General features: G+C 63.9%; 11 protein-coding genes. 4 read left to right on the forward strand and 7 right to left on the reverse strand.

The window, feature by feature from the left end; genetic code table 11:
• Positions 1-88: 88 nt before the first annotated feature.
• The 3 genes from NLM15_RS34845 to NLM15_RS34855 all read right to left on the reverse strand — a co-directional run bounded on the left by NLM15_RS34845 (position 89) and on the right by NLM15_RS34855 (position 1,625).
• A complete protein-coding gene (locus NLM15_RS34845) occupies positions 89-295 on the reverse strand; it encodes a DUF2934 domain-containing protein (protein WP_254122440.1) in 207 nt (68 codons plus the stop codon).
• Positions 296-575: 280 nt separating this feature from the next.
• Positions 576-782 carry a hypothetical protein gene (locus NLM15_RS34850; protein WP_254122441.1) on the reverse strand — a complete coding sequence of 69 codons (207 nt, stop codon included), beginning with the start codon at positions 780-782 and terminating at the stop codon, positions 576-578.
• 318 nt (positions 783-1,100) lie between these two features.
• Positions 1,101-1,625 (reverse strand): hypothetical protein, encoded by a 525-nt coding sequence (locus tag NLM15_RS34855; protein ID WP_254122442.1) that lies wholly within the window; start codon positions 1,623-1,625, stop codon positions 1,101-1,103.
• 509 nt (positions 1,626-2,134) lie between these two features.
• Between NLM15_RS34855 and NLM15_RS34860 the strand changes: the two genes are divergently transcribed.
• The gene (locus NLM15_RS34860; RefSeq protein WP_254122443.1) at positions 2,135-3,439 is read left to right on the forward strand and encodes a sorbosone dehydrogenase family protein; all 1,305 of its coding nucleotides are present in this window, start codon (positions 2,135-2,137) and stop codon (positions 3,437-3,439) included.
• Positions 3,440-3,442: 3 nt separating this feature from the next.
• Here the strand turns inward: NLM15_RS34860 and NLM15_RS34865 are convergent, their stop codons facing one another.
• Both NLM15_RS34865 and NLM15_RS34870 read right to left on the reverse strand, forming a co-directional pair.
• Complete coding sequence (locus NLM15_RS34865; RefSeq protein ID WP_254122444.1) at positions 3,443-4,267, reverse strand: aspartate dehydrogenase; 825 nt, start codon at positions 4,265-4,267, stop codon at positions 3,443-3,445.
• A 38-nt stretch (positions 4,268-4,305) separates the two neighbouring features.
• The gene (locus NLM15_RS34870; RefSeq protein WP_254122445.1) at positions 4,306-5,223 is read right to left on the reverse strand and encodes a LysR family transcriptional regulator; all 918 of its coding nucleotides are present in this window, start codon (positions 5,221-5,223) and stop codon (positions 4,306-4,308) included.
• Positions 5,224-5,378: 155 nt separating this feature from the next.
• Between NLM15_RS34870 and NLM15_RS34875 the strand changes: the two genes are divergently transcribed.
• Complete coding sequence (locus tag NLM15_RS34875; protein WP_254122446.1) at positions 5,379-6,677, forward strand: MFS transporter; 1,299 nt, start codon at positions 5,379-5,381, stop codon at positions 6,675-6,677.
• Positions 6,678-6,698: 21 nt separating this feature from the next.
• Positions 6,699-7,772, forward strand: coding sequence for a tartrate dehydrogenase (locus tag NLM15_RS34880; protein WP_254122447.1), 1,074 nt, complete (start codon positions 6,699-6,701; stop codon positions 7,770-7,772).
• Between the two features lie 87 nt (positions 7,773-7,859).
• Here the strand turns inward: NLM15_RS34880 and NLM15_RS34885 are convergent, their stop codons facing one another.
• Complete coding sequence (locus NLM15_RS34885) at positions 7,860-8,714, reverse strand: tetratricopeptide repeat protein (RefSeq protein WP_254122448.1); 855 nt, start codon at positions 8,712-8,714, stop codon at positions 7,860-7,862.
• Between the two features lie 89 nt (positions 8,715-8,803).
• The gene (locus NLM15_RS34890) at positions 8,804-9,451 is read right to left on the reverse strand and encodes a FecR domain-containing protein (protein ID WP_254122449.1); all 648 of its coding nucleotides are present in this window, start codon (positions 9,449-9,451) and stop codon (positions 8,804-8,806) included.
• Positions 9,452-9,906: 455 nt separating this feature from the next.
• Here NLM15_RS34890 and NLM15_RS34895 point away from each other — a divergent pair, with 455 nt between their 5' ends.
• Positions 9,907-13,929 (forward strand): VCBS domain-containing protein, encoded by a 4,023-nt coding sequence (locus tag NLM15_RS34895; RefSeq protein WP_254122450.1) that lies wholly within the window; start codon positions 9,907-9,909, stop codon positions 13,927-13,929.
• Positions 13,930-14,028: the final 99 nt, after the last annotated feature.

The raw sequence follows: 14,028 nt of genomic DNA on the forward strand, positions 1-14,028 counted from the left end.
GGCTGCCAATTCCCGCATCGTTGGATGAACGACAACCGGCAGTCCGCCGACCGGATTGCGAATGGCGCAGGTCCTCGCGCTGGACCAGTCAGCGCGAGTTTTGCTTTTTCGGGGATCGCGCCCTCCTGGCGGGTTTTGTCACTGCAATGTCAGCCGCGGCAGGGCTTGCAACTGACGCCGCGAGAATTTCGTATTGAGCATGCATCCAATGGACTTCCGCCTTTCCGTCGGGTTGACCATCGGCGACCCAGAGGTGGTAGGCGCGCTCGCGAATTGCCTCTTCCAGATTTGGCATGGGATTTTCCTTGCGAATGATCCGCCCGGCCCCGGCCAAAAGACTTGCTCTCGTAGGGTTAATGAAATCTTAACGGGGAAGCGGAAAGCCAAGCGTCGCGCGGGTACGACCCAACGGCGGTCGGCGCTGCGAGAAATCTCGGCAGCCCTCGTGGAGGCCGGTCGCAACGAACGGTAATCCGCATGCGGCTACCGGCATCAAGCTCATGCTTACAGAAAGGCGACGGGACCGTGCACTCGCCGCCTCTTTGGGAGGCGCGGGGGCCGCACAGCGAAACTAGTCAGTCGATTGGCGCGAGCCGTTCGTGCCACTGCGCCGCAAGGTTTTTGATCTGCTCGAAATTCAGGATCGCCGGTTCACCCTCGCGGACGATTGTCGTCCGCTTGCGTTCCTTGGGTAGCAACGCCATCGCGCGCGATACTGCCGCGTGCAGTTTCATCGAGCCGTGATTTGTCAGGGTAACGAGCTCTTCCGGGTCAAGGGCCATGGGTCCACGCCTACGCTACCGGCTGGCCCGCAAGCCAGCACACGCGCCCCGAGTGCCCAATTCTCCAGATATCCCAACATGGTTAATAGTTCGTTATCGTTTGGCTCTGTCATTGGAATTGGCGCGCGCGGGTAACGCAGCGTGTTGTCCCGTAAGGAAAATGAGCCTCTCAGGCTGCACCGGCCCCTCTTTGGGCCGAACCCCATCCCGCCCGATTTCAAATGCTGAATGCGTTGGCTCCCGCCAGGCTCACAGCAGGGTGAGTTCGCCCGCTCCGCGCCTGCCCGCGCACCAGTGAGCCATTGCAGTCGCAATTGGTCAGGCTACCGCCGCCAACGTGCCATCGGCATGCGGGCTTGCGCAAAGCAGACGCTTGCGAATGGCCTCTTCAACGAGCGCGAGCGCTTCCTTGGCTTGTCGCGCTTGGGCTTCCGCAACTTGGGCGCGAAGCTCCACGGCCGTCAGCTTGTCCTTCTGAGCTTCAATGCAGCACTGGGCTTGCTCCAGCGCTCGGCAAGCATCCTGCAACTTACGTTCGGTGGTGACGGTGAGTTCACGCTGTGCCCGCTCCGCGGCTTCCGCTCGCACTTCGGCCAGCCGCAATCTTTCTAAGGCGCTCGTGCAAAGTGATTGGGCACGAGCTTCGGTCTCGCGGGCGTGCTTCTCCATATCGCGGAAGACATCGGCCGCTTGATATACCAGATCGAGAGCTGTTGCTCCCTTGTCTGGTGCCAGCGGTGAGGGAAAGCTCAGGACGCCCTCATCCCCTCCAACTGGCGCTCTGGAACCACGCTGCGCCATGCCGATCAAGCTCATCGCGAACACACATACGAGCAGTATCATGAGTAGGTATGGTTAACGGATGGTTAAACAGTTGCATACTTGGAGATGTCGCGACTGCGCGCGGCGGGCAAGGCATGCAAAATCAGTCAGCAATGTCCGTACCTAGCGGAGGAACAGGAGCTCGCGCCAAAAGCGCTTTCGGCTCCATAAGCGTTCTTCTGCCCGATCGCCGCCGACGGGCGATAGCCGGGACCGCGCATCCTTCGAGGCCTCCGCTTTGCTCCGGCGCCTCAGGATGACGGAGATGGGTTGGCGCGCTCGGACCAGTCCGCCACGAACAGCCCTCGCACCTCCATGCAAATTTGATCGGCTGCCATTCCAAGGGAATAGACGTCCATCGCGTTCCCAGGCGGTTGACCTTTTTACCGCCAACCAGTTGGATGCGCGCGCAACGAGGCACGACGACATTCATCGTGGATCTGGAGAGGTCGACGATCAGGCCTGGGCCCGCGCGGGGCTTGGTGCGATCCGGTGTTGGACTGTGCCTTAGGGTTCGACAGGGGCTTCTCATGACTTTTTCCAGCATCTTTGCGCAGTTCGTTGCGCTCCTCGGCGGCATCGCGCTGCAATGGCGCAAGCTATCGGGCACCGTGCCTGCGCCGGCCTGGGGCCAGACGCCCTCGATTCCCGAAGCAAAGCCGCAAGGCGCGATCCCGACCTTGAAGATGCCGACGGCCAGGGGCTGGAGCGAGGGGCAGAAGCCGACGGTCGCCCCCGGGCTCAAGGTCAACGCGTTCGCGACCGGGCTCGACCATCCGCGCTGGATCGAGGTGCTGCCGAATGGCGACGTGCTGATCGCGGAGGCGACGCAGATCGCCGGCGCGCCGAGGTCGGTGTTTCACTATGCGATGCAGGCGACGATGCGGCGCGCCGCGGCGCTCGGCGTGTCCGCCAACCGCATCACGCTGCTGCGCGACAAGGACGGCGACGGCGTCGCGGAGCATCGCGGCGCGTTCATGGAAAACCTCAGCCAGCCGTTCGGCATGGCGCTGGTCGGCGACACCTTCTATGTCGGCAACACCGACGGCGTGATGGCCTTCCCCTATGTCGCGAACGCGGACCGCATCACCGCGCCGGGCAAGCGGCTCACGACGTTCAAGCCGAGCGGCCACTGGACCCGCAGTCTTCTGGCAAGCCCGGACGGCAAGAAGCTCTACGCCGGCGTCGGCTCGCTCAGCAACATCGCCGAGATGGGCATGGAGGTCGAGGAAGGCCGCGCCGCGGTCTACGAGCTCGATCTCGCCGCCGGCACGCATCGCATTTTTGGTGCCGGACTGCGCAACCCGGTTGGCCTTGCATGGGAGCCAACCACGGACGTGCTCTGGACCGTCGTCAACGAGCGCGACGGCCTCGGCGACGAGACGCCGCCGGACTATCTCACCTCGGTGCGCGACGGCGGCTTCTATGGCTGGCCCTATTGCTACTGGGGCAAGACGGTGGACGACCGCGTGCCGCAGGATCCGGCGATGGTCGCCAAGGCGATTCAACCGGACTACGCGCTGGGCGGCCATACCGCCTCGCTCGGCCTGTGCTGGATGCCGGCAGGGACCCTGCCCGGCTTCGGGGACGGCATGGTGATCGGCCAGCACGGCTCGTGGAACCGCAGCAAGCTGTCCGGCTACAAGCTGGTGTTCATTCCGTTCGAGAACGGCCGCCCGTCCGGCCCGGGTCGCGACATCCTGTCGGGCTTCCTGTCCCCGGACGAGAAGGAATCCTACGGCCGCCCGGTCGGCGTCGTGATCGGCCCCGACAAGAAGTCGCTGCTGATGGCCGACGACGTCGGCAACGTGATCTGGCGCGTGACGGGCGCGTAAAAATTACGTCCCCACACACAACGTGGCGCGCTGCTTGCGCAGCAGCGCGATCACGGATAGCGCGGTGATCATGCCGGTCTTGGGATTTTCGGACGGGACGTTCTCGATGCCCATCGAGAACCGCGCCGAATCCGCTTCGACCTCGATGCGATGAACGTTGCGTGTCACGGTGGGATCGGCCCAGACCTGCATCTGGGTGCGATCCGGCCCGATGCCCGCCAGTGATAACGCAACCGCGACATTGACGTTGGCAGGAAAACCCTTCGCCGCTTCGCGCGCAGATCCTTCGAACAGCTTGAGCGGCTCGCGCAGATTGTCGATGTCGATGTTGTTCTCGACGATGAAGGGCGCGCCCTTCAAGCCGTCGATCGGCTTGCGCGTGACCATCTTCACGGAATGGATGGTGCCCACGGCAGCGGCGTTGACGGCATCGAGCCCGATCAGCGCGCCGGTTGGAACGATGATGCGGCCGCCATTGGCGCGCGCGAGATCGACGAGATCGAAATTATCGAGCAGCCCGCCGACGCTGACGACGACCGCGGCCTTGCCGCGCTTCACCGCGGGCTCGACGATCGCACGCAACTGGCTGCTCGGCGCGCATTCGACCACGATGTCGGCGGCGTCGCCGAGCTGGTCGATCGGCATGATCTGCGGCGGACGGCGCAGACCGCTGATGAACGCCTGATGCTTGGCGGGGTCGCGCACCGCGACGGCCGATAGCGTCAGCCCCTCGATGCCCTGATCGAGGGCGACTGCGATCTTGGTGCCGATCGAGCCCAAGCCTGCGATGGCAACCCGCAATTCGTTGGAAGCTTTCTGTCCAGTCATCGCGTCCCACCTTCTCGCCCGGCCAATGTCATAACCGCTCACGCCTCCCGCGCATAGCTGCGCAGGCGCGCCTCCAGCACCGCCAGCATGGCATCGCGGGCGGGATCGCGCGAGCCGCGCAACCATGCCGCTGCGAGCGGCAGCCGGCCGACCGGACCGCTCTGCTTCGGCCGGAGCGGCACGAAGCGCACGCCCGTCACCGCCACCCGCGTGGTCCAGCGCGGCACGATGGCAACGCCGAGCTTGGTTGCGACCAGGTTGATGATGGTCTGCTTTTCGTCGGCGACCTGCACGATGCGCGGCGTCAGCCCGGCCTGCTCGAACAGCTTGACCGTGAGGTCGTGGCTGTGCGGCCGCGAGCGGCGGTCCGGCACCAGCATCGCCTCGTCGGCGATCTGCGCCAGCGTGATCGACTTGCGTTCCGCCAGCGCGTGCCGCTGCGGAAATGCCACGATGGCGGTCTCCTGGAGCAGATCGCGGAATTCGAGCCGCTTGTCCGGTTGAACCGGCGGGCGAACGAAGGCGAGATCGAGCGCGCCGGTGAGGATCTTTGGCAGCAACCGGACGGTCTTGTCCTCCAGCAACTGCACCGCGATATCGGGATGCTTGTCGCGGAAATCGCGCAGCAGTGGCGGCAGAAGTCCGGCCGCCGCGCTGTCGATGGCGCCGACCCGGAGCCGTCGCGCGGCCCCCGCACGCGAGCGGTTTCGCAGATTACTCTCGACGGCCTCGACCTTGGCGAGGATCGCGCGTGCATCGCGTAATAGCGCCGTGCCGTCCTCCGTGAGCGACACCGCCCGCGTCGTCCGCGCGAACAGCCGCGTCCCCAGATCCTCCTCCAGCAACCTGATCTGCCGGCCGAGCGCGGAAGGCAGCATCTGGAGCTGCTGCGCCGCATGCCCGAAATGCAGCTGCTCGGCCGCCGCCACGAAGCATCGGAGTTGATGCAATTCCATCCAAGGTCCTCTCGTCTCAACCCGCGAGGATTATATCATTTTTTTGTATAAACCAGCGCCAATTGAGTATGCCTGCTGCCCCCGCCTAGGCTCGCTGCCGGCGTGGACCTCCGGGGTCCGCCGACACAATGAAACCGAATTTCAGGGAGGCCAGGGTGGCGAGCGAGATTCAGACGCGCGTGCTGCGCAAGATCACCTGGCGCATCGTTCCCTTCATCATGCTGCTGTACTTCGTGGCCTTCATCGACCGCGTCAACATCGGCTTCGCCTCGCTGACGATGAACAAGGACATTGGCCTGTCGCCCGCGGTCTACGGTTTCGGCGCCGGCATCTTCTTCTGGGGCTATTTCCTGTTCGAGGTGCCCTCCAACATCATCCTGCACAAGATCGGCGCGCGGATCTGGATCGCGCGGGTGATGATCACCTGGGGCCTCGTGTCGGCGGCGATGGCGTTCGTGCAGGGCGCGACGAGTTTCTACATCCTGCGCTTCCTGCTCGGTGTCGCCGAGGCCGGCTTCTTCCCCGGAATCATCCTCTATCTCTCCTACTGGTTCCCGGCACGCCAGCGCGCCGCGGTGACCGCGCTGTTCATGGCGGCGGCGCCGCTCTCGACCGTGCTGGGCTCGCCGATCTCGGGCGCGCTGCTGGAGATGGACGGCCTGTTCGGCTTCAAGGGCTGGCAGTGGCTGTTCGTGCTGGAGGCGCTGCCGGCCGTGCTGCTCGGCTTCGTCGTGCTGGGCTTCCTGACCGACCGTCCCGAGAAGGCGAAATGGCTCGCCGACGACGAGCGCCGCTGGCTGATCGAGACCATGAATGTGGAAACCACCAGCAAGGCCGCGACCGCGAGCCACAGCATCTGGCGCGGGCTGGCCGATCCGCGGGTGCTGGCATTGTCGCTGATCTATTTCGGCACCTCGGCCGGCCTCTACACGCTCGGGGTCTGGGCGCCGCAGATCATCAAGCAGTTCGGCCTGTCCTCGCTCCAGGTCGGCTTCCTCAATGCATTGCCGGCAACCGCCGCCGTCGTCGCCATGATCCTGTGGGCGCGACATTCGGACCGCACCGGCGAGCGCACCTGGCACGTCGTGTGGGCCTGCCTGATCGCCGCAGCAGGCCTCGCCTATGCCGGCCTCGCGGCCGGTGTCGTCGCCGTGCTGGTCGCGCTGGCGCTGGTCAATATCGGCATCTCCTCGGCAAAGCCGCCGCTGTGGAGCATGCCGACGCTGTTCCTGTCAGGCCCCGCGGCCGCAGCCGGCATCGCCACCATCAACTCGATCGGCAATCTCGGCGGCTTCGTCGGGCCCGCCATGATCGGCTGGATCAAGGACCAGACCGGCAGCTTCGTCGGCGGATTGTATTTCGTCAGCGGCCTGCTCGTTCTCTCGGCGGTCCTGACCCTGCTATTGTCGCGCGCGCAGACCGCGCCCGTCGAACCCGTCCCGCAATCCCACTGACATCCCAAACGGAGCATCTTCATGCGCACTCATTCGATCGCAGCCATTCCCGCCGACGGCATCGGCCCCGAGGTCATCTCGGCCGGCGTTCGCGTGCTGGAGGCTCTCGCAAAGCGCAGCGGCGACCTCGCCTTCAGCGTCAAGACCTTCGACTGGGGCTCGGACTATTACAAGAAGCACGGCGTCATGATGCCGGCCGACGGACTTGCCGAGCTCAAGAAGTTCGACGCGATCTATTTCGGCGCGGTCGGCGCGCCTGATGTGCCCGACCACATCACGCTGTGGGGCCTGCGCCTGCCGATCTGCCAGGGCTTTGACCAATACGCCAATGTGCGACCGACCAAGATCTTGCCCGGCGTCGCCTCGCCGCTGCGCAATGTCGGCGTCGGCGATCTCGACTGGGTGATCGTGCGCGAGAACTCGGAAGGCGAATATGCCGGCATGGGCGGCCGCGCGCACAAGGGCCTGCCGGAAGAGGTCGGCACGGAAGTCGCGGTGTTCACCCGCGTCGGCGTGACGCGGATCATGCGTTACGCGTTCCAGCTCGCGCAGTCGCGTCCGCGCAAGCTGCTCACGGTCGTGACCAAGTCGAACGCGCAACGCCATGGCATGGTGATGTGGGACGAGATCGCCGCCGAAGTCGCCGGCGAATTCCCCGACGTCACCTGGGACAAGATGCTGGTCGACGCGATGACGGTTCGCATGACGCTGCATCCGAAGAGCCTCGACACCATCGTCGCGACCAACCTCCACGCCGACATCCTCTCCGACCTCGCCGGCGCGCTCGCCGGCAGCCTCGGCGTGGCGCCGACCGGCAACATCGATCCGCAGCGCCGTTTCCCCTCGATGTTCGAGCCGATCCACGGTTCGGCCTTCGACATCACCGGCAAGGGCATCGCCAATCCCGTCGCGACGTTCTGGACCGGCGCGCAGATGCTCGAGCATCTCGGCGAGAAGGACGCAGCCATGCGGCTGATGGCTGCGGTCGAGCGCGTCTGCGCGGCCGGCGTGCTGACGCCTGACGTCGGCGGCAAGGCGACGACGAAGGACGTCACCGACGCCGTGATCGACGCCATCCACGGCTCGAACGTCTAGCAGGCCCTGGAGAGCGGGCGTCGGAGGGGCATTCAACGCCGGACCGGGAGCTCGACGCAGCGAGCGTCGAGCCCCCCGGCCTGGACGTCACTGCACGCCTCGGCGGGCGAACTCGTCGCCGACCTTGGCCTCGATGAGCTTTGCTGCCGAGACGTCGCGATCGCCGCCCGCTTTGTCACCCTGTCTGAGTTTGGCCAGTCCGCGTCCATAAAGCGCGCCTGCCTGGCCCGGTGCCAGGCGCAACGCCGAATCGTAGTCGTCAATGGCCGCGGCCAGTTGACCCATCTTCAGGCGGATCAGCGCACGTGAGTCGTATGCCGCGGCATCGTTCGGTCCCGACTTGATCGCCCTGTCGCAGTCGTCGAGCCCCGCCTGCAGATCACCGGTGACCGCCCGGGTCCAGCAGCGTCCGCTCCATGCCAGCGTCAAATCCGGATCGAGGCGGATCGCCTCGTCGAAATCCCGCGCGGCCCGATCGTACTGGTTCAATTTCAGGTGGGCCACCGCGCGGTTGGCGAAAGCGCCGGCATAGCCGGGTTTGAGCTTGATTGCCTCATCGAAAGCCTTAATCGCGTCGTCATAGGCTCCTTTCCTCAAATAGGCCACGCCGCGATTATTCACCGGCTTGACGTAACCTGACGCAAGCTCGATCGCGCGATCGAAATCGGCGATCGCACGGTCGTACTCCGCTGCCGCGCTATAGGCGTTGCCACGATTGTTGTAGGCCACAGCCAGCGCGTCCGCCCTGATATCACCCGAATTGATGAGCGCCGCACAGCCGGCGATCCGGACCTGGGCCGGGACGCGGTCCGCACCATTGCACTGCTCAATGTTCTTGAGGCGGCCGCTTTTCTGCGGCTCCTGCGCGGCCACCGGTGAACCGAGCAACAGCAAGACGAGAACAGGCGCGACGCTATCGACGATGGCGGCCCTCTTGATCATGTCCGTGTCAAGCCTCGCTGATGGGCGAACACCGCCCTGGATGCTTCGCATGCCGCGACAGGGACAAGATGCCCGCCTTGAAGATCGCTTTAGCAGCCTCGGCAGATCTTCATCCTGGGACCGGTCTCCTGGGGCTGCCGCGCCGTGGTGGTGCCGTTCTTCTTGAGCAATTTGCTCTTGCCCTCTTCGATGAGCGTCGAAAACTTGACCCCGCCGTCATCCGAAATTTCGATGTGCGGCGTGGTGCCCCGGATTCCCATCGTTGCAACGGGCGTATCGACCTTCATATCGCCGGTCTTCGCGACCTGGCCGGCAACGAATGTGGCCGTTCCCTTGGTCAGATTGAAAAACGACGAGTTGGACTTTCCAGCCGGCTCATACACGTACTCGTCCAAAGTCATGCGCGCGTTGCTCGACAGGTTGAACGACGAGCCATCGATGAAGTTGATGCTGACACGGCTGTCCGTTTCGGTTCGCACCACGTCGCGCAGATACACGACATCGCCGGCCTTGGTTTGAGCGGCCTGATCGGGAAGGTTCGCCTGGACGACGACCGCACCGTCGTGCTCGATCGTGACCGACCCCGTGACGGCCACGACCTTTCCGATGGGCTTTGGCGCAACATCCCGAAGGACGGGCCTTAACGGATCGACTTGAGCCTGCGCCGGCGCCGCAAGTCCACTCGCGATGACCCAGGCAAAACCGGCCACCAAGGCTGTAATCGTGTGGCTGCACATGACCCGCCCTTTCCGAGAAGATCCTGCCGAGAAGATCCTGTTCGCGTGCCCGCTTGCCGGGCTTTGGAAGTCCCGGCCAGGCTCGCACGTCATGCACCGCGAATATCTACCACCCGGATCGGTCCTGTGGACCAGCTCTCCAGAGGGAGTACCTCCTTTTTGCCATTGATCTTGGCGCCAAGCCGTTTGCCTCGCTACCGAAAGTGAGCCACTTTTTCGCACCGCTTAGTCGTCAACAGTTCCGAGAGACAAGCTGCTCGTGTCGAGTACGCGGCATCTCGCGTGACCTGGTCAATCTTCCGTACCCATAGAGATGGGGGATTTAGTCAAACGTTTTCGGCGCGCAAGCCTGGGATGCCAGCGCCATTGTTTGCCCCAGTGGCGTAGGCAAAACCGAGAAGAAGACCGCGGCACCGCGCCAAGCCCGAATAATTCGGCATGCAAGGCCAAAGTCAATGTTCATCGCTTCGGGCGTTGCCCCCCATGCTGCTATTGCGGCTCTGCCTCTCCAGATCATCGGCATGGTTCGGACAGCGTTTGGTCACGCGACTCTCACGCGTGACAGCGGCGCGGCAACTCGGGTCAGCGTTGGCGACCTTGTCTGTCGCGGTGACGTAATCGAGACCGCTGCGGATGCGCAGATTGGAATTCGGCTTCTCGACGACACCGTATTCAACGTCTCCAGCTGCGCTCGCATCGAGCTGCGCGAATTCACCTGCGATTCCGACGGCGCTTCGCGTTCGACCGTGCTCGCAGTCGCCAGCGGAAATTTTGCTTTCGCGGCCGGCCGGCTGGCAAACAGCGGCACCCTGACGATCGACACCCCCATGGGAAGCGTTCGCAGCCGTTCCCATGCGAGCGGATTCGGCCTCCTGACGATCGCGGCGTTGACCTTCTCGATGATGAAGGACGCACAAGCCGCAGACCCGGACACCACGTTTCTGGACGACGACAGGATCACCTACAAGGACCTGCAGCACGGCGCCTTCGAGCTCATCACCAAGGAGGCGGTCCCGCGACACATCATCGTGGATGATCCCGGCGAGACCATCGTCCTGCACCGGATCGGCTCCTCGGTCAGCATGAACCAGGTTGCCAACAGCGCTGCTCGAATGGAGGAGTTGCAGGCGGCTCAACAGGACGTGCTCGCCAATCTCACGCGAGGCGCAACAGGATCGAGCACGCCACCTTTCGCCGACTCGCTTCCGCTGGAGCACATCAATTTCACGTTCGAAGACAGAATTGTGCCGTTGGGCTCGTCTACGCCAGAGCCGGTGTTCGTGACCCCACTCATCGTACGGCCGCCGCCGACACTGGGCGTATCGGCCGGGCCGGTCGAGATCGACACGATCACGTTCGACGAGTTCACCGCGACCACCGGCACCTTCGCCGCCAGCAGCGCGTTCAATGCCACATTGACCTATGGTATTAGCGGCGGGACGGTCGGCAACACGGTCCTGAATGGAAGGACATACGATCTTTCGCAGGCCGGACCGTATGGCACCCTCTATCTCAACAGCACATCCGGCGCCTACGCATTCGTTCCGAACAGCGCTGCAATCAATGCCCTGCAGTCGCCGACGAGCACGAGCTTCGTCATCACGGTCTCGGACGGCGGGCTCTCGGCGAGTCAGACCTTCACCATCGCCATCAACGGCGTCAACGACACCGCCGCGATCTCAGGCAACGCCAGCGGCGGGGTGGTGGAGGCGGGCGGCACCGCCAATGCGGCGCCCGGCACACCAACCGCAACCGGCACGCTCACAGACACGGATGTCGACAACCCGCCCAACACCTTCACGGCCATCAGTTCGCTGACCAAGAGCACCGGCGGCTACGGCAGTTTCACGATGACTGCCAACGGCGTGTGGACTTACATCCTCGACGATCACAATAGCACGGTGCAGGCCCTTCGCGTCGGCGACACCCTGACCGATACCTTGACGGTGACCACCATCGACGGCACCCCGCAAGTCGTGACGATCACGATCCGAGGCAGCAACGACGCCGCCGTCATCTCCGGCACATCGACCGGTTCAGTCGTCGAGGCGGGCGGTGCTTCGCCCGGCATGCCGATCGCGGCAGGCACACTTGTCGCCACGGATGTCGACGACCCCTTCAGCACCTTCGTGGCGGTCGGCGCGCCGACGGCAAGCGCGCACGGCTATGGCTGTTTCACGATCACCGCGGCAGGCGAGTGGACCTACAAACTCGACAATGCCAACGCTGCGGTTCAGGCCCTCAACAAGGCCGACACGCTGACCGACTGCTTCACTGTGACCACGACCGACGGCACGGCACAGGTTGTGACGATCACCATCAACGGCAGCAACGATGCGGCCGTCATTTGCGGAACGACGACCGGCTGGGTGCTCGAGGCCGGATGTGTGGCCAATGGAAAGCCTGGCAAGCCGACTGCGACCGGCACGTTGACCGATGCCGATCCCGATGATCCGTCCAACACCTTCACCCCGGTGAGCACGCCAAAGACGAGCGCGGGCGGCTTCGGGACCTTCACGATGACAGCGCTGGGCACGTGGACCTACACGCTCGACAACAACAACAGCGCAGTGCAAGCCCTCAATGACTGCGATACTCGGACCGATCACTTCACCGTGACGACGCTCGACGGTACGCCGCAGGTGGTGACAATCACGATCAAGGGCATGAATGACGCCGCCATCATTTCCGGAACCACGACGGGCTCGGTGCTCGAAGCCGGCGGCATCTCGTCCGGGATCCCATGCGCGACCGGCAAGCTCGCCGATACCGACGTCGACAATCCGGCCAACACCTTCACAGCGGTGACCTCGTGCACTGCAAGCGATGGCGGCTACGGCACCTTCACCATGACCGCGTCCGGCGTGTGGACCTATGTGCTCGACAACAACAACTGCGTGGTGGACGCGCTCGACATCGGCGATACGCTCACCGATCACTTCACGGTGACGACCATCGACGGCACCGCCCAGGAGGTGACGATCTGCATCCGTGGCGCCAGTGAAGCCGACCCCAACGACTTCGACAATCTGGCAACAGGAGCAACCGTCGTCTGCGATCCCCCGTTTGTCTACGGCACGCCGGGGGATGACTGTATCGCCGGCGGCGGCAATTTTCCCCAAACGGTCTACGGAGGTGCCGGTGACGACACCCTCAACGGCACCGGCGTGAACGACACCATCTTTGGCGGATCGGGCAACGATGCGATCAAGGGCAACAACGGGGATGACGTCATCTACGGCGGCTCCGGACGAGACAATATCGACGGCTGCAACGGGTGCGACACCATCATCGGCGGGCTCGGTTCGGACAGGCTCACGGGCGGCAATGGCGATGACAACTTCGTGTATCTGTCGACGGCAGATTCCCGTGCAGACCGGTTCGATACGATCACTGATTTCAAATCAGGAGCCGACAAGATCGATTTGACGGCCATCGGAGCGCTCGGATTCCTGATCCTGGCATTGACCTCGACAAGCACATTCGTGCCGGCCCACACCATCGCCTGGATTTACGACGGCTCGGCCAATGAAACCGTCGTCTATGTCAATCCGACGGATCGAACGCTCCATATCGGTGATTCCGGTCTGCTGGAAGTTCATCTCCAGGGTGTCGCGACCATCGATTCGTCTGATTTCATCGTGGACCAGACCGCCGCGCTGGCCCCGGCTTTGAGCGACACCATCGGCCCGACCGCAGCCATGCAAGGTGACACGGCCGTCGTTGCGATCAGTACGTCCGAGGTCTCCGCCGACACGACGGACGGTAACAGTCCGCCCTCCTCGAGTGGAGGCTCAACCGCTCCATCGGTGGATGTCGGCCATCACCTCGATGCCGCTCAGGATCGGAGCAGTGTGAGCGAGGCAACCACCTCTTCCACCTCGAGCCAAGCTGCCACGCCATCCACCCTCTCGGATCCGGCAACCGTTTCGCCGTCGATGGACTCCTTCAGATTTGTGTTCGAACAGACCGCGACCAGCGAGAGCACCCATTCGAGCGGAACTGGCGCGGGCGGCATGCCGCAGGAAAGTCATCCCGTGCCGGATGTCGCCCCCACCATGGCGAGCGCTGCCGATACGGGAAGTGCGGTCGATGCCGTCCCCGAGATCACCCTCGACAACGGCGACGGCGCTCATTCGAGTTCTCCTCAGGCCAACGAACACCGTCACACTCCGACCGGGGAGCCAAGCAGGCCTCATTCTCAATTTCATTCTGCGGCTGATGACGCACACGGACACTGGCAGGAAAATCCGCACGGGCTGGGCCATTCCTTCCACTTCCTGAATCCGGCGATCGAGAGATCGGGCATCGCATTCGAGAACGATGTCCCAGCACCGCTAGACCATCACGAACGCCCGGCAAAAGCCGACGGACATGGTGACGCCGCGCTAGCCGCCGAGCTTTCGCAACTGCATCATAACGCGCACCTTGTCGACGGTTCAGTCGGATCTCATGTGCATCACGACCTCATCGTGTGACCCTGGTCTGCTGACGATGCCGGCAACGTATCGCGGCATGTTCGCGTGAGACTCGCTCCGCAAGCCGGAGAGAGAACGCACTTCCTGGTTTCCGATCAG

It is taken from the genome of Bradyrhizobium sp. CCGB20, assembly GCF_024199855.1.
In the GTDB taxonomy this organism is placed as follows: domain Bacteria; phylum Pseudomonadota; class Alphaproteobacteria; order Rhizobiales; family Xanthobacteraceae; genus Bradyrhizobium.